Source organism: Micromonospora sp. WMMD1219 (genome assembly GCF_049315215.1).
In the GTDB taxonomy this organism is placed as follows: domain Bacteria; phylum Actinomycetota; class Actinomycetes; order Mycobacteriales; family Micromonosporaceae; genus Micromonospora; species Micromonospora tulbaghiae.
The window spans coordinates 3,306,557-3,321,657 of the sequence record NZ_CP186057.1 but is presented as its reverse complement, the minus strand read 5'-3'; the positions used below and the strand labels follow the sequence as shown (position 1 = coordinate 3,321,657).

The window sequence follows — 15,101 nt, the reverse complement described above, 5'->3', positions numbered from 1 at the left end:
CCCTTCCTGACGCGCGCAGCCAGGACCGGGCGCGCGTCGCGCCGGATGCCGAGCAGGGGGATGCTGCGCCGGCCCGCCGGGAGGTCGGCGGGCCGCGACCTCCGGTCAGGACCGGAGGTCACCTCGCCGAGGCGGGCGGTGCGGGGCGATCTGGTGCGGGGCGATCACCTCGGCGAAACAGCGTTGTGCTGTGCACGACATTAAGACCTTTCGATCAGCCTGTCCATAGCTTCTGATCGATCGGCTTGGACTTTCGCCGCTCAGCGACAAAAGTGGGTGTCATTCGTGGCGGTCGACCGCCCGCTGCGCGAGCGCCGCCAGCACCCGTCGCGCCGGCTGCGCCAGCGGCAGCGCGTCCAGTGCGACCAGTGCGGCGTCGGCCCGGGTGCGGATCATCCGCTCCACCGCCTCCCGGGCGCCGGATTCCTCGACGATGCCTCGCACCTCGGCCGCGCCCGCCTGGTCGAGGCCGGGATCGCCGACCAGCTCCCCCAGCCGGGCCGCGCCGGCCGGGGAGGTGGACGCCCGGGCCAGCGCCAGCAGCACCGTGGGCTTGCCCTCCCGCAGGTCGTCCAGGTTGGACTTGCCGGTCACGGACGGGTCGCCGAAGACGCCGAGCAGGTCGTCGCGGAGCTGGAACGCGTCACCGAGCGGGTCGCCGAACCCGGCCAGCGCGGCCACCTCCTCCGGCGAGGCGCCGGCGAGCGCGGCGCCGATCTGCACCGGACGGGTCACCGTGTAGCGGGCCGTCTTCAGCCGTACCACGGTGAGCGCGCTCGCCACAGTGCCGTCCCCGGCCGCCCCGACCACGTCCAGGTACTCCCCCGCGATCACCTCCGAGCGCATCCGGGACAGCAGCATCTGCCCCCGGCGCAGCCGCTCGGGCGGCAACCCGCACCCGTGGAACATCTCGGCCGACCAGGTGGCGCACAGGTCGCCGCAGAGCACCGCCGCCTGCCGGCCGTACGCCGCCGAGTCGCCCTGCCAGCCGCAGCGGGCGTGCAGGTCGGCGAAGAACCGGTGCAGCGTCGGCGCGCCCCGGCGGCGGTCGCTGCGGTCCACGATGTCGTCGTGGATCAGCGCGAACGCGTGGAACAACTCCAGCGACGCCGCGGCGACCACGATCGCCGGGGCGTCCGGGCCGCCGAACCCCCGCCAGCCCCAGTAGCAGAACAGTGGGCGCATCCGCTTGCCGCCGGCCAGGACGAACCAGCGTAGAGCGGTGTGGACGGCCCCCGTACCGTCGTCCGGCCGACCCGGCTCTCTCGCGTCCAGGAACGCGGCGAGCGCGGCGTCGAAGCGGCCCCGCAGCAGGGCCGGGTCGGTCGGTGCGACGGTTACGGTCATGGTGCCTCCCAGGCCAGTCCGGCGACTTCGAGCAGCAACGCCTTCACATCAGTGGCCTCCACCCGGGGCCGGATCGCGGCCCGGTCGGAGCAGAGCAGCACCGGGCCGTCCGCCGGGTCGGCGGGCAGGCGCCCGTGTGAACCACGCACCGCCCGCGCGCCCGCGTCCAGCCCCACCACGTTCATGAGGTAGCGCAGCCCGAGCTTCTTGCGGGCCAGCGCCACCGCCGCCCGGCGCTTCGCCGCGCCCGGCGCGGCCGGGTCGAAGAACAGCTCCGCCGGGTCGTAGCCGGGCTTGCGGTGGATCTCGACCAGCCGGGCGAAGTCGGGCGCCCGCGCGTCGTCGAGCCAGTAGTAGTACGTGAACCAGGCGTCCGGCTCGGCCACCAGCACCAGCTCACCCGAGCGCGGGTGGTCCAGGCCGTACCCGGCCTGTCCGGCGGCGTCCAGCACCTCGGCCACGCCCGGCAGCGCGGCGCAGAGCTTCGCCACGGCCGGCACGTCCGCCGGTTCCCTGACGTAGACGTGCGCCACCTGGTGGTCGGCCACCGCGAACGCCCGCGACGTCCACGGGTCGAGGTATTCCATCCCGGCCTGGGTGTAGACCCGCAACAGCCCTTCGGCGCGCAGCATCCGGTTCACGTCCACCGGGCGGGACACGTCGGTGATGCCGTACTCGGACAACGCCACCACTGTGGCTCCCTGCTCCCGCGCGGCGTCGAGCAGCGGACCGAGCACGGCGTCCAGCTCGGCCGCCGCGGCGGCGGCCTCCGGACCGGACGGGCCGAAGCGTTGCAGGTCGTAGTCCAGGTGCGGCAGGTAGACCAGGGTCAGGTCGGGGGCGTGGTCGGTGAGGATGCGCTGCGCCGCCCGGCTGATCCACGCAGAGGACGACAGCCCGGCGCCCGGACCCCAGTAGCTGAACAGCGGGAACGTGCCGAGCGCGTCGGTGAGCGTGTCCCGCAGCTCGGGCGGGTCGGTCCAGCAGTCCGGCTCCTTGCGGCCGTCGGCGTGGTAGACCGGGCGCGGCGTGACCGTCCAGTCCACGTCCGCGCCCATCGCGTACCACCAGCAGACGTTCGCGACCCGGTAGCCCGGCTCGACACGACGGGCCGCCTGCCACACCTTCTCGCCGCCGACGAGCCCGTTGTGCTGCCGCCACAGCAGCACCTCGCCCAGGTCGCGGAAGTACCAGCCGTTGCCCACCACGCCGTGCCCGGCGGGCAGCTCGCCGGTGAGGAACGTGGACTGCGCCGAGCAGGTCACCGCCGGTAGCACGGTGCCCAGCTCGGCGGCGAACCCGGCCTCGGCCACCGCGCGCAGCCGCGGCATGTGCGCCAGCAGACGCGGCGTCAGCCCGACCACGTCGAGCACCACCAGCCGCCGGCTCACGAGGGCACGCCTTCCGCCGCCCGCGGACCCGGAGCGCCCACCCCGCCGCCGTCGGCCAGGCCGAGCGCGGTCAGCTCGTCGCGGGCGAACGCCAGCTCGGCGGCGATGCCGGCGGCCAGCTCCGCGTCGCCGCGCGGCCGCCGCGCCTCCGGCAGCACCCCCCAGGTGTACGTCTCGACGTCGAGGTGGTCGCAGCCGGCGACCGGACCGGCGAACAACGCGGCGAGCGCCTCGCGCAGCACCGGGACCGTGGAGCGCAGCGGCGGCTCGGGCGGGGCGTGCAACGGCACGTGGTAGTGCACCCGCCACGCCCCGGGCAGCCGCGCGTCGAGTGCGGCGTCGAGGTCGTCGGCCGCGTACGCCGGATCGGCCGGATCGGCGGCGCCGCACACTCCGGCGGCCCGGGTCTGGTGCAGGAACCTCGGTTCGACGAAACGGCGCAGCGCCTCGCTCGCCCCGGCCGGGTCGGGCGCCTCGATCGCGGCCGACACCTGGACCTTGACCACCGGCAGCCCGGCGGCACGCAGCCCGGCCAGGGCATCCGCCGGCCGCTCCCAGGCACACGCCAGGTGCGCGAGATCCAGGCAGATCCCGAGCCGGTCGGTATCCATGTCTGAGAATACCTCGCGTGCTTGTCCCGTCGACTCCACCAGACAGCCCGGTTCCGGTTCGAAGCCCACCCGGATCACCCGGCCGGTCTCCCGCTGCACCGCGGCCAGGCCCTCGGCCAGCGCGTCCAGCCGGCGCCGGGCGGTGGCGGCCCGCCCGGCGTCCCACGGGGTGCGCCAGGCCAGCGGCAGCGTCGAGACCGAACCCCGGACGGCGTCGTCGGGCAGCAGATCGGCCAGTACCCGGGCCAGGTCCAGCGTGTACGCCGACCGCTGCGGCGTGGTCCAGTCCGGGTGGTACACCGCGCCCTTCACCACCGGGGCCTGGAACGCGGCGTACGGGAAGCCGTTGAGCGTGACCACCTCCAGCCCGCGTACGGTCAGCTCGTGGCGCAGCCGGCGGCGGGCCGCCGGGTCGGCGGCGAGCGCGGCGGCCACCGGCGCGGCCAGCCAGAGCCCGAGCCCGAGCAGGTCGACGCCGAGCGCCCGGCGCACCGCGACCGCGTACGTGTCGAGCTGGGCGACGACGCCCGGCAGGTCCTCGGCCGGGTGCACGTTCGTGCAGTAGCCGAGGTGGACGGTCGTGCCGTCGGCGTGACGCAGCCGCATCACGCGCCTCCCCGCAGGATCGAGTTGCCGGCGAACGTGGCCGACGAGTCCTCCAGGTCGGTCAGGTCGAGCCGGCCGGACTGGCTGTAGAACTCCACCGGGTTGCGCCACAGCACCCGGTCCACCTCGTCGGCGTCGAACCCGGCCAGCAGCATCGCCTCCCCGGTGGCCCGGGTCAGCAGCGGGTCCGACCGACCCCAGTCGGCGGCGGAGTTCACCAGCATCCGCTCGGTGCCGTACCGCTTCAGCAGCTCCACCATGCGCGGCGGCGACATCTTCGTCTCCGGGTAGATGGAGAAGCCCAGCCAGCAGCCGGTGTCCCGGACCAGCTCCACTGTCACCTCGTTGAGGTGGTCGACCAGCACCCGCCCGGGCGGGATGCCCGACTCGGTGACCACCGCGAGCGTCCGCTCGACGCCGCGCGCCTTGTCCCGGTGCGGCGTGTGCACCAGCGCGGGCAGGTCGTGCGCGACGGCCAGGGCGAGCTGCCCGGCCAGCGCGGCGTCCTCGGCCGGCGTCATCGCGTCGTACCCGATCTCGCCGACCGCCACCACGCCGTCCTTGTCCAGGTAGCGGGGCAGCAGGTCGAGCACCGGCCGGCAGCGCGGGTCGTTCGCCTCCTTCGGGTTCAGCGCCACTGTGGCGTGGTGCCGGATGCCGAACTGGCCGGCCCGGAACGGCTCCCACCCGATCAGCGAGTCGAAGTAGTCCACGAAGCTGTCCACGCTGGTGCGCGGCTGGCCCAGCCAGAACGCCGGCTCGACCACCGCGCGGACCCCGGCGGCGGCCATCCGCTCGTAGTCGTCCGTGGTGCGGGACGTCATGTGGATGTGCGGGTCGAAGATGCGCATGTCACGCCTCCGTGGTGGGGATGGTCAGCCGGCGCAGCAGGTCGGTCGCGTCGGCGGGCATGTCGCGGCCGGCGGCGTGCCGCTCGGCGGCGAACGCGGCGAGCATCCGGGCCAGCTCGCCGTCGGCGCGGTCGGCCAGGCCGTCGACCACCGCCAGCGGCACGCCGGTGAACACGCACTTGAGCACCGCCTGCCGCCAGGTCGCCTGCTCCAGGTGCCGGGCGTACGGGCCGAGCGCGGCGGCGACCAGCCGGGTGTCGTTGGTGCGGATCGCGTCGTGCAGCAGCGGCACGCACTCCGCGCCGATCGGCAGCAACGGCAGCGCGCGCAGCACGGCGCGTTTCTCGGCGGCGTCGCCCTGCCGGTACAGGGTCTCCGCGGCGACGGCGTGGCCGTTCGGCAGCGCGGTCAGCAGCAGCGCCCGCGCCGCGTCGTCGGCCGTCCAGCCGGGCAGGTCGGGCAGCGGCCCGCGACCGCACCGCCGAGCGGCGGCGGCGAAGAACCGCTCGACGGCCGTGGGTTCGGTCGCGACGCGGCGCAGCGCCGCGTCCAGCCACTGCGGATCGGGTACGCCCCGAAGCGCGGCGCGCAGTCGGTCGGGTGTCATGCCGTCTCCCCTCTGCCGGGTGGAAGGTGGTGGGTCACCGCCCCTCGCCGCGCGAGGCGGCGGTGCGCAGGAAGTCCAGTGAGCGGGCGGCGACGGCCGGGGCGGCGTGCGAGTGCCGGGGCAGTTCCACGGCCACCAGCCCGCGGTAGCCGGCGTCGGCCAGGGCACGCAGCACCGGCGGGAAGTCGATCTCGCCGGTGCCGAACTCCAGGTGCTCGTGCACACCCCGGCGCATGTCGTCGATCTGCACGTTGACCAGGTGCTCGGCGACCTCGGACACGCACTGTGGCACCGGCAGCGGCTCCAGGCAGCGGCAGTGGCCGATGTCGAGCGTGATGCCGAAGCCGGGCGGCGCGCCGAGCGCCTCGCGCAGCCACCACCACCCGGCGATGTCCTCGACGAGCATGCCCGGCTCCGGCTCGAAACCCAGCGGCACGCCCGCCTCCGCCGCCTCGGCGCAGACGACCGCGCAGCCCGCCACCAGGCGGTCGGCCGCGACATCGGGTGGTACGCCGGGCGGGCGTACGCCGGCCCAGAAGGAGACCGCCTCCGCGCCCAGGTCGGCGCCGATCCGGACGGCCCGGCGCAGGAACTCCACCCGCCGTGCCGGGTCGTCGTGCAGCAGTGTCGGCGCGTGCTTGTGCCGCGGGTCGAGCAGGTACCGGGCGCCGGTCTCGACCACCACTGCGAGCCCGAGCGCGTCCAGCCGGCGCCGTACGGCGGCGACCCGGCGGGCCAGGCCGGGGGCGAACGGGTCCAGGTGGTCGTGGTCGAGGGTGAGCGCGACGCCCACGTACCCGAGGTCGGCGATCACCGCCAGCGCGTCGCCGAGCCGGTGGTTGGCGAAGCCGTTGGTGCCGTACCCGAAGCGCAGCGCGCCCGGTCCGGACAGTGGGCCGGCGGCGGCCCGGGTGGGCGCGGCGGTCATGTCGGTGAGATCAGTCGGGCCAGGCGGCGGCCGAGCGGGGCGGCGCCGGCCACGGCGAGGCCGAGCATCCGGGCTCCGGCGCGGGCGGTCAGCGCGCCCTGCAACGCGGGCAGCCCGGTGATCCCGGCGCCGACGGCGGCGCGGACCCGGGCCGGTGACGGGTCGGCGAGCACCCGCGCCTGGGCCCGGCCGTAGCGGGTGGCGTATCCGGCCGCGAGGACCGCCGGCACGAGGTCACCGAGCCGAAGGAAGGGCCCCCTCTTAACGCATCCGGTAGAGGAGGGGGCCCCGCTTAACACGGTCGGCCGGGCCGGGGTGGTGAGCGCGATCAGCGCGGTGCCGGCGAGCGTGAGGCCGGGCAGCCACCGGTCCGCGCCGGTCACCTCGCGGCGGGACAGCGCGGTCACGGTCCAGGTGTGCGCGGCGACTGTGAGCGCGGCCGGGAGCGCCCGGACCACCCGCCCGCCGGACGCGCCGAGCAGCACGTCCAGCCCTCGGCAGGCGGCCATCACCGCCGGCCCGGCGGCGGTGTTCTTCGCGCGCAGGTCGTACCCCCAGATCGTGGCCGCGAGTGGAAGGGCGGCCGCTGCCGCGCGGCGGCCCCCGGCGGCGGTGGCTACCGCGAGCCCGGCGGCGGTCAGGCCGGACGCGACGCCGAGCGCGACGGCCGGGCGCACCCGGCCGGACGGGATCGGCCGCTCCGGCCGCTCGACCGCGTCCAGGCGCCGGTCGGCCCAGTCGTTCGCGGCCATCCCGGCCCAGTAGAGCAGCACCGACGCGCCGGCCAGGGCCGGTGTGCGCGGGCCGAGCGCACCGGCGGCCGCCGCGCCGGAGAGCACATCCCCCGGTACGGAGAGCGCGGCGGGCGCCCGGACCAGTTCGGCCAGGTCGGCCAGGCGGGTCACGGCGTCACCCGGGCGTGCAGGCCGGCGACGAAGTCCCGCAGCACCGTCCACTGGTCGCCGAGCGCGTGGCCGGTCGCGCCGAGCGGATCCTTGAAGAAGAACGCCAGCTCGGTCAGCGGGCCGTGGTGGCCGGCGGCGTGCGCGGCGGCGGTGAGCCGGGCCAGGTCCAGCACGAGCGGCGCGGCCAGCGCGGAGTCGCAGCCGTGCCAGGTGAACTCCATCCGCATGCCGGTGCCCAGGAAACCGGCGAACGTGACCAGGTCCCAGGCCGTCTTGAAGTCGCCCAGTTCCTCGACGTACTCGATCCGGGTGTGGCCCTGCGGCAGGTAGCCGAGCGTCTCGGCGAGCACCCGCTGCTTGCTGCCCACCTTCGCGGCGTTGGCGGCCGGGTCGGCGAGCGTGGCGCCGTCGCCGCCACCGAGCAGGTTCGTGCCGGACCAGGAGCGCACGGCCAGGTGCCGCATCGCGAACATCGGCGCGAGCACCGACTTGAGCAACGTCTCGCCGGTCTTGCCGTCGTGCCCGGCGTACGGCAGCGCGTGTTCGGCGGCGAGCGCGGCCAGGGCCGGCAGCCGGGCACCGGTCGACGGGGTGAAGTCCACGTACGGGCAGCCTGCGGTGAACGCCGCGTACGCGTATCCGGAGCTGGGCGGCAGCACGTCGGCCGGGCCGGTCAGCGCGTCCCGCAGCGCGGCCAGGTCGTGGTGCGCCGGGTGCGGGACGGGCGCCGGCTCGGTGGCGGCGACGTTGACCACCACCACCCGGTCCAGCTCGTGCCGGTCCCGGAACCCGGTCAGGTCACGGACCACAGTGGCGATCCGCTCGCCCTGGTCGCCCTCGGTCGGTGCGGGACGCAGGGCCGCCTCGACGGCGGCCAGGTCCGGTGCCACGGCGTCGGCCAGCCGGGCGGGCAGCACCCCGGCGGCGGCCAGCGCCTCGGCGCGTTTGGTGAGCGGGGTGGCGACCACGTCGTGGCCGCCGAAGACGAGATCGGCGAAGCCCGGCAGGGCGGGCCCGCGCAGGTCGGGCAGCTCGGTCACGCAGCCGGTCGGCGCGGTGAGCCCGGCCCGCAGGGCCAGCCCGCCGACCACGGCGGTGGTGGCGACCGAGCCGCGCGCACCCACCAGCCAGACACCCGTACGCATTCGCGCTACCTCCCCAGGTAAGGCCGGTCCGCCGGTGCGGCCGGGGAATCCCGGTCCGGCCGCACCGGAGGGCCGTACTGGTCGTGCCGGCGGACACCGGCGGCACGCTCCCCGGAGCCGACCTCGTCCCCGCCGCGGGGCGCAACCGCGGCGGGCCCTCGCCGGCCGGCGCCGGTGAGTGTCGGCGGACCCCGCAGGGGCCGCCTCGGGTCAGGCGGAAGCTTCGGCCAGGGCGGGCTCCACCTCCGTCCAGGCGGCCCGCTCGGCCGAGCGGGTCACCGCGTCGAGCACGAGCTGGACCTGAAGCGCGTCGGCGAACGACGGTGCCGGGTCGGCGCCGGTGGCGACCGCCTCGACGAAGTCGCGCGCCTGGTGCGTGAAGGAGTGCTCGTAGCCGATGATGTGGCCGGGCGGCCACCACGCACCCAGGTACGGGTGGTCCGGCTCGGTCACCAGGATCCGGCTGAAGCCCTGCTCGGCGGCCGGCCGGGTGGCGTCCAGGAACTCCAGTTCGTTGAGGCGTTCCAGGTCGAACACGACGCTGCCGCGCGAGCCGTTGATCTCGACCCGCAGGGCGTTCTTGCGGCCGGTGGCGAACCGGGTCGCCTCGTACGTGGCCAGCGCTCCCCCGTCGAGCCTGGCCACGAACACCGCCGCGTCGTCCACAGTCACCTGACCCGTCGCGCTGCCGTTGCCGTCGGCCTGCGCCGCGAGGCCGCTCGACCCGGTGACGAGCGGCCGCTGCCGCACGAACGTCTCGGTCAGCGCGCTGACGCCGCTGACGAGCTGACCCGTGACGTACTGGGTCAGGTCGATGATGTGCGCGCCGATGTCACCGAGCGCGCCGGAGCCCGCCCTGTCCTTCTGCAACCGCCACACCAGCGGGAACTGCGGGTCGACGATCCAGTCCTGGAGGTAGGTCGCCCGGACGTGCCGGATCTCGCCGATCCGCCCGTCGGCCACCAACTGCCGCATCAGGGCGACAGCGGGCACCCGCCGGTAGTTGAAGCCGCACATCGCGCGTACCCCGGACTCGCGGGCCCGGGCCGCGGCCTCGGTCATCTCCCGGGCCTCGGCGACGCTGTTCGCGAGCGGCTTCTCGCACAGCACGTGCTTGCCCGCGGCGAGCGCGGCGAGTGCGATCTCGCGGTGGCTGTCCCCCGGCGTGCAGATGTCGACCACGTCGATCTCGTCGGACTCGACGAGCCGCCGCCAGTCGGTGGTGTAGCCGTCCCAGCCGAGCCGGTCGGCGGCCTCGGCCACCTTCGGTTCGTCCCGGCCGCAGACGAGCGCCATCCGCACCCGCGCCGGCAGGTCGAACACCCGGTTCACGGTGCGCCACGCCTGGGAGTGCGCGGCGCCCATGAACGCGTAGCCGACCATGCCGACGCGCAGGATGCTGTCGTGACTGGACAAGGTGGGTCTCCCCCCGTGTGTCAGAACCCGAGCTTCAGGTAGTCGCTCGCGTTCTCCTTGGTGATCGTCTCGGAGGCGAGCACGATCTCCTTCGGTACCTGGAGTTCGACCAGGTCGGACATGCCCTTGCCCTGGCCGATCAGGCGGGCCAGGGAGATGGCCGAGGAGGCCATCGAAGGGCTGTAGGTGACTGTGGCCTTGAGGACGGTGTTGTCGGCGGTGATGTCCTCCATGGCCTTCTTGGAGCCGGCGCCGCCGACCATGATGAATTCCTTGCGGTTGGCCTGGTTGACCGCCGCGAGCACGCCGATGCCCTGGTCGTCGTCGTGGTTCCAGACCGCGTCGATCTTCGGCAGCGCCTGGAACAGACCCGTGGCGGCCTGCTGCCCGGAGTCGACAGTGAACTCCGCCGGCCGCCGGTTGGCGACCTTGAACCCGTACGAGGCGAGCGTGTCGGCGAACCCCTTGGACCGTTCCTGGGTCAGCTCCAGCGACTCGATGCCGGGGATCTCGCCGATCACCGGGTTGCTCACGCCCTTGGCCTTGAGCTGCTCGGCGATGTAGGTGGCGGCGGCCACCCCCATGCCGTAGTTGTCGCCCTTGATCTGCAGCCGGTAGGCGCGCGCGTCCGGGAAGGCCCGGTCCAGGTTGACCACCGGGATGCCGGCCTTCATCGCCTCCAGGCCGAACGCGTTGAGTTCCTTGCCGTCGTGCGGCAGCAGCACGATCACGTCGGGCTTCTGCGAGATCAGCGTGGACAGCGCCGCCCGCTGGGCCGCCGCGTCCGCGCCGGCCTCGACCGACTTCAGCTCCACGTCCTGGTACGCCCCGGCCTGCGCCTTGGCGTTGTTGGTGATGGCGGCGATCCAGCCGTGGTCGGCGGCCGGGGCGGAGAAGCCGATGCTCACCTTCTTGCCCGGCTCGGTGTTGGCGCCGGAACCGGCCGCCTTGGTCTGCGCCTCGGTCGGGTTCTGCTCGTTGCTGGTGCAGCCGGCGAGCAGCACCCCGGCGGAGACGGCGGCCCCGCCGAAGAGCAGCCGGCGGCGGGACAGGTCATGGCGCGGTGTTCTCATGACGCCTCCTGGGATGAGGTGGTGGGTGGTTTCGGGTGTGGCGGGCCGGACCACAGTCGGTACGACGGCGGCCGGGATGTGCGCGGTGGGGTCAGGTGGTGGTGGCCCGATTGCGGGCGAGGAACTGGGTGAGGCTGCCGAACTGCACCTGCTGGACCAGGACGGCGGCGACGATGATGCCGCCCTTGACCATGTTCTGGGCCTCGGCGGAGAGGTTGTTGATGGCGAACAGGTTGGTGATCGTGGAGAAGATGATCACCCCGAGCAGGGAGCCGATGATCGTGCCCCGCCCGCCGCTGAGCAGCGTGCCGCCGATGATCGCGGCGGCGATCGCGTCCAGCTCGTAGAGGTTGGCCATCGCCGCCTGCGCGGAGGTGGCCTGCGCGGTCAGCATGACCGCGGCGATGCCGCAGCACAGACCGGACAGCGCGTAGAGCATCACGGTGTGCCGGCGGACGTTGATGCCGGCCAGCCGGGCCGCCTCCGGGTTGCCGCCGACCGCCACCGTACGGCGGCCGAACGTGGTCCGGTTCAACAGCACCCAGCCGGCCGCCACCACCGCCACCAGGATGTAGACCAGCAGCGGGATGCCGAGCACGTTCGTGCTGGCGATGCCGTTGATGAACGTGTTGCCCGACACCTGGGTCTGCTTGTCGGAGATCTCCGCCGCCAGCCCTCGGGCGGCGACGAGCATGGCGAGCGTGGCGATGAACGGCACCAGCCGCCCGTACGAGACGAGCAGCCCGTTCACCACGCCGACGGCGAGCCCGACGGTGAGCGCCGTGAAGATCATGCCGCCCGCGCCGTAGCTCTGCGTGGCGACAGTGGTGCACCAGACCCCGGCGAGCGCGACGATCGCGCCGACTGACAGGTCGATGCCACCGCCGATGATCACGAAGGTCATGCCGACGGTGACCACGCCGACCACCGAGGCGAGCTTGAGGATGGTGAGCGTGTTGCCCCACACCCAGTTCGGGTCACCGTAGAGGTCGGGGCGGGTCAGGATGCCGATGACCACGAGCACGACCAGCGTGGCGAGCAGGCCGAGGTTGCGCTTGACGCCCTCCCCGCCGTCGCCGCGCCACCAGGAGAGCTTCGCCGGCGCGCCGACCTTGGCGGTCTCCGCCCGCTCCACCGGCGGCGACTGCGCGGGCAGCGAGGATTCTCTGACATCGCTCATGCCGGTGCGCCTTCCATGAGGGACCCCGCCATGACGAGGTCGAGCACGGTGTTCTCGTCCAGTTCGCCGGCCGGGGCCTCGCGGACCACCCGGCCCTCCCGCATCACCAGCACCCGGTCGGCCAGGCCCAGCACCTCGGGCACCTCGCTGGAGACCAGCAGCACCCCGACGCCACGGGCGGCCAGATCGCGGATCACCTGGTACAGCTCGGCGCGGGCGCCCACGTCCACGCCCCGGGTCGGCTCGTCGAGCAGCAGCAGCCGGGTGTCCCCGAGCAGCCACCGTCCGACCACCACCTTCTGCTGGTTGCCGCCGGACAGCGTGCGCACCGGCCGCCGTACGTCCCGGGGCCGCAGCTCCAGCGACGCGGCGATCCGGTCGGCCTCGGCGCGTTCCCGTCCGGCGTCCGTGAACCCGAGGCGGGCGTACCGGCTGAACGTGGCGAGCGTGACGTTGCGGTAGATCGGCTCGCCCAGCAGCAGCGCCTGGCTCTTGCGCTCCTCCGGCGCCATGCCCATCCCGGCCCGTACCGCCGCGCCCACACTGCCGGGCCGCAACGCGCGGCCGTCCACCCGGACCGTCCCGGCGTGCGCCCGGCGCGCGCCGAAGATGGTCTCCAGCAGCTCCGAGCGGCCGGAACCGACCAGCCCGGCGATGCCGACGATCTCCCCCGCCCGGACCCCGAGCGAGACGTCGGCGAACTCGCCGTGCCGGGTCAGCCCCTCCACCCGCAGCAGTTCCGCGCCACCCCCGTGGTCGGCCGGGCGCTGCGGGAAGACGTACTCGATGGTCCGCCCGGTCATCCGGGCGACCAGGTCGCGGGTCGGTGTCTCGCGGGCCGGCAGGCTCGCCGCCGTGGTCCGGCCGTCCTTGAGTACGGTGACCCGGTCGCCGATCTCGCGGATCTCCTCCAGCCGATGCGAGATGTAGATGACCGCGATGCCCTGCGCGGTGAGTTCCCGGATGATCCGGAACAGGTTCGCCACCTCGTCGTGGGCCAGCACCGCGCTCGGCTCGTCCATGATGATCAGCCGGGCCTCGTGGGACAGCGCCCGGGCCATGCTGACGATCTGCTTGCCAGCCGCGGGCAGGTGCCGCACCAGCCGTCCCGGCGGGATCTCCGGGTGACCGAGCCGGGCCAGGATCTGCCGCGTACGCCGGGCCATGTGCCCGCGCCGGACGAAGCCGAACCGGCGCGGCTCGTGACCCAGGAACGCGTTCTCCGCCACCGACAGGTCGTCGACCAGGTCGAGTTCCTGGTAGATGGTGGCGATGCCGGCGCGCATGGCGGCCTGTGGATCGGCGAACGACGCCGCCTCGCCGCGCCAGACGACCTCGCCGGAGTCCGGCCGGTGCACCCCGGCCAGCACCTTGATGAGCGTGGACTTGCCGGCGCCGTTCTGCCCCAGCAGGCAGTGCACCTCGCCGGCCCGCACCTCCAGTTGCACGCCGTCGAGCGCCCGTACCCCCGGGAACGTCTTGACCACGTCGGTGAGGCGCAGGACCACCTCGCCCGCGACGGCGTCGGCGGGCGCCTCGACCAGTGGTTCTCCGATCTCGCTCACGCTGCACCGCCCTTCGTTCGCGACTGCGGGGCTCGCAGGACCGGCTCGCTCCTCGCGCTCGCCGAGCCCGCCCTCGTTCGCGACTGCGGGGCTCGCAGGACCGGCTCACTCCTCGCGCTCACCGAGCCCGCCCTCGTTCGCGACTGCGGGGCTCGCAGGACCGGCTCACTCCTCGCGCTCACGCTGCCTCCCCGAACGCGAGGTCACTCGCCAGCACGGCGGCGCCGGCGACGCCGGCGCGCGGGCCCAGCTCGGACAGGACGACCGGCAGGTTGCCGGTGGCCAGCGGCAGCGAGCGGCGGTAGACCACGCTGCGGATCTCGGCGAGCAGGATGTGGCCGAGCTGGGCGAGCCCGCCGCCGATGACGATCATCGAGGGGTTGGTGAAGCTGACCAGCCCGGCCAGCACGCTGCCGACCCGCCGGCCACCGTCGCGGATGAGCTGGATGCAGGTGACGTCCCCCTCGATCGCCCCCTGCGCCACGTCCAGCGCGGTCACCACACCCCGGGCCGCCAGCCGCTCGGCCAGCGCCGGGGACACCTCGGTGCGGGCCGCGACTGTCGCCTCCCGGGCCAACGCGGCGCCGCTGAACACGGCCTCCAGGCAGCCGACGTTGCCGCAGCTGCACATCGGACCGTTCGGGTCGACCTGGATGTGGCCGATGTCCCCGGCGCAGCCGTCGGTGCCCCGGTAGACCTCGCCGTGCAGGTAGATGCCGCAGCCGATGCCGGTGCCGATCTTGATGAACAGGAAGTCGTCGACGGAGTGGGCCACGCCGCCGTGCCGCTCCCCGATCGCCATGATGTTGACGTCGTTGTCGACCACGGCCGGGCAGCCGTGCTCGCGGGTGAGCAGCTCGCGGACCGGGAACCGGTCCCACCCCGGCATGATCGGCGGGGAGACCGGCACGCCGTCGCGGAAGCTCACCGGCCCCGGAACGCCGATGCCCACCGCGTCGAGCCGCTCGTACGCGCCGTCCACCTTGGCCTTGTGCAGCAGCTCGTTCACCCGCTGGAGCGTCACCTTCGGGCCGGAGCGGATGTCGGCGACCTCGGTGTAGGCGGCCACCGTCTCCAGCCGGCCGTTGACCACCTCCACGTCGATCGAGCTGGCGCCCAGGTCGACGGCGGCGAACCGCAGGTGCGGGCTCAGCTCGACGAGTGTGGAACGCCGGCCGCCACGGGAGGCGGCGAGCCCGGCCTCGGCGACGTACCCGAGGGAGACGAGGCGTTCCAGCTCGGCGAGCAGGCGCGGGCGGGGCATCTGGAGCCGGTCGCCGAGTTCGGCGCGGGACACCGCGCCCTCGTCCCGGAGCAGCCGCAGAAGCCGTACGTGCAGGGGGTCGACCGTCCGCACCGGCAGTCACCTCCGCATCGGAAGTCCGTCACATCGACGACGGCGATGTGTGTTGTGTCCGACACAGTAGGAGCCTTCCGGGCCGCATGTCCATAGCTTCGGCACGCCTGATGCAAACT

Annotated in this window: 13 protein-coding genes; all 13 read right to left on the bottom strand. The window is 74.1% G+C overall.

Going from position 1 to position 15,101, the window contains the following annotated elements; translation table 11 throughout:
* Window positions 1-279: 279 nt before the first annotated feature.
* The 13 genes from ACN27C_RS16070 to ACN27C_RS16010 all read right to left on the bottom strand — a co-directional run bounded on the left by ACN27C_RS16070 (window position 280) and on the right by ACN27C_RS16010 (window position 14,982).
* Entirely contained in the window at window positions 280-1,347 is a 1,068-nt protein-coding gene (locus tag ACN27C_RS16070) for a polyprenyl synthetase family protein (protein WP_422751505.1), read from the bottom strand.
* Window positions 1,344-2,738, bottom strand: coding sequence for an alkaline phosphatase family protein (locus ACN27C_RS16065; protein WP_422751504.1), 1,395 nt, complete (start codon window positions 2,736-2,738; stop codon window positions 1,344-1,346). Before ACN27C_RS16065 ends, ACN27C_RS16070 begins: the two co-directional genes overlap by 4 nt.
* Window positions 2,735-3,955 carry a metabolite traffic protein EboE gene (eboE, locus tag ACN27C_RS16060; protein WP_422751503.1) on the bottom strand — a complete coding sequence of 407 codons (1,221 nt, stop codon included), beginning with the start codon at window positions 3,953-3,955 and terminating at the stop codon, window positions 2,735-2,737. Before eboE ends, ACN27C_RS16065 begins: the two co-directional genes overlap by 4 nt.
* Window positions 3,955-4,806 (bottom strand): TatD family hydrolase, encoded by an 852-nt coding sequence (locus tag ACN27C_RS16055; protein WP_422751502.1) that lies wholly within the window; start codon window positions 4,804-4,806, stop codon window positions 3,955-3,957. Before ACN27C_RS16055 ends, eboE begins: the two co-directional genes overlap by 1 nt.
* Before the next feature lies 1 nt (window position 4,807).
* A complete protein-coding gene (locus tag ACN27C_RS16050; protein ID WP_120568558.1) occupies window positions 4,808-5,413 on the bottom strand; it encodes an EboA domain-containing protein in 606 nt (201 codons plus the stop codon).
* A gap of 34 nt (window positions 5,414-5,447) precedes the next feature.
* Window positions 5,448-6,341: a sugar phosphate isomerase/epimerase family protein gene (locus ACN27C_RS16045; protein ID WP_422751501.1), complete on the bottom strand. Its 894-nt coding sequence runs from the start codon at window positions 6,339-6,341 to the stop codon at window positions 5,448-5,450.
* Window positions 6,338-7,246 (bottom strand): SCO3242 family prenyltransferase, encoded by a 909-nt coding sequence (locus ACN27C_RS16040; RefSeq protein ID WP_422751500.1) that lies wholly within the window; start codon window positions 7,244-7,246, stop codon window positions 6,338-6,340. Before ACN27C_RS16040 ends, ACN27C_RS16045 begins: the two co-directional genes overlap by 4 nt.
* On the bottom strand, window positions 7,243-8,391 hold the full coding sequence (locus ACN27C_RS16035) for an inositol-3-phosphate synthase (RefSeq protein ID WP_422751499.1): 1,149 nt from the start codon (window positions 8,389-8,391) through the stop codon (window positions 7,243-7,245). Before ACN27C_RS16035 ends, ACN27C_RS16040 begins: the two co-directional genes overlap by 4 nt.
* A gap of 210 nt (window positions 8,392-8,601) precedes the next feature.
* Complete coding sequence (locus tag ACN27C_RS16030; RefSeq protein ID WP_422751631.1) at window positions 8,602-9,774, bottom strand: Gfo/Idh/MocA family protein; 1,173 nt, start codon at window positions 9,772-9,774, stop codon at window positions 8,602-8,604.
* 53 nt (window positions 9,775-9,827) lie between these two features.
* Window positions 9,828-10,880, bottom strand: coding sequence for a substrate-binding domain-containing protein (locus ACN27C_RS16025; protein ID WP_252452592.1), 1,053 nt, complete (start codon window positions 10,878-10,880; stop codon window positions 9,828-9,830).
* 91 nt (window positions 10,881-10,971) lie between these two features.
* Window positions 10,972-12,060 (bottom strand): ABC transporter permease, encoded by a 1,089-nt coding sequence (locus tag ACN27C_RS16020; RefSeq protein WP_120568552.1) that lies wholly within the window; start codon window positions 12,058-12,060, stop codon window positions 10,972-10,974.
* Window positions 12,057-13,625 carry a sugar ABC transporter ATP-binding protein gene (locus ACN27C_RS16015; RefSeq protein WP_120568551.1) on the bottom strand — a complete coding sequence of 523 codons (1,569 nt, stop codon included), beginning with the start codon at window positions 13,623-13,625 and terminating at the stop codon, window positions 12,057-12,059. Before ACN27C_RS16015 ends, ACN27C_RS16020 begins: the two co-directional genes overlap by 4 nt.
* A 178-nt stretch (window positions 13,626-13,803) precedes the next feature.
* Window positions 13,804-14,982, bottom strand: coding sequence for an ROK family protein (locus ACN27C_RS16010; protein WP_252452598.1), 1,179 nt, complete (start codon window positions 14,980-14,982; stop codon window positions 13,804-13,806).
* Between the last annotated feature and the right edge of the window lie 119 nt (window positions 14,983-15,101).

Excerpts from the sequence above, each read along its gene's own strand:
- ACN27C_RS16070 (WP_422751505.1), bottom strand. The coding sequence starts at position 1,347 with ATGACCGTAACCGTCGCACCGACCGACCCGGCCCTGCTGCGGGGCCGC.
- eboE (WP_422751503.1), bottom strand. The coding sequence starts at position 3,955 with ATGCGGCTGCGTCACGCCGACGGCACGACCGTCCACCTCGGCTACTGC.
- ACN27C_RS16055 (WP_422751502.1), bottom strand. The coding sequence starts at position 4,806 with ATGCGCATCTTCGACCCGCACATCCACATGACGTCCCGCACCACGGAC.
- ACN27C_RS16050 (WP_120568558.1), bottom strand. The coding sequence starts at position 5,413 with ATGACACCCGACCGACTGCGCGCCGCGCTTCGGGGCGTACCCGATCCG.
- ACN27C_RS16045 (WP_422751501.1), bottom strand. The coding sequence starts at position 6,341 with ATGACCGCCGCGCCCACCCGGGCCGCCGCCGGCCCACTGTCCGGACCG.
- ACN27C_RS16035 (WP_422751499.1), bottom strand. The coding sequence starts at position 8,391 with ATGCGTACGGGTGTCTGGCTGGTGGGTGCGCGCGGCTCGGTCGCCACC.
- ACN27C_RS16030 (WP_422751631.1), bottom strand. The coding sequence starts at position 9,774 with ATGGTCGGCTACGCGTTCATGGGCGCCGCGCACTCCCAGGCGTGGCGC.
- ACN27C_RS16025 (WP_252452592.1), bottom strand. The coding sequence starts at position 10,880 with ATGAGAACACCGCGCCATGACCTGTCCCGCCGCCGGCTGCTCTTCGGC.
- ACN27C_RS16020 (WP_120568552.1), bottom strand. The coding sequence starts at position 12,060 with ATGAGCGATGTCAGAGAATCCTCGCTGCCCGCGCAGTCGCCGCCGGTG.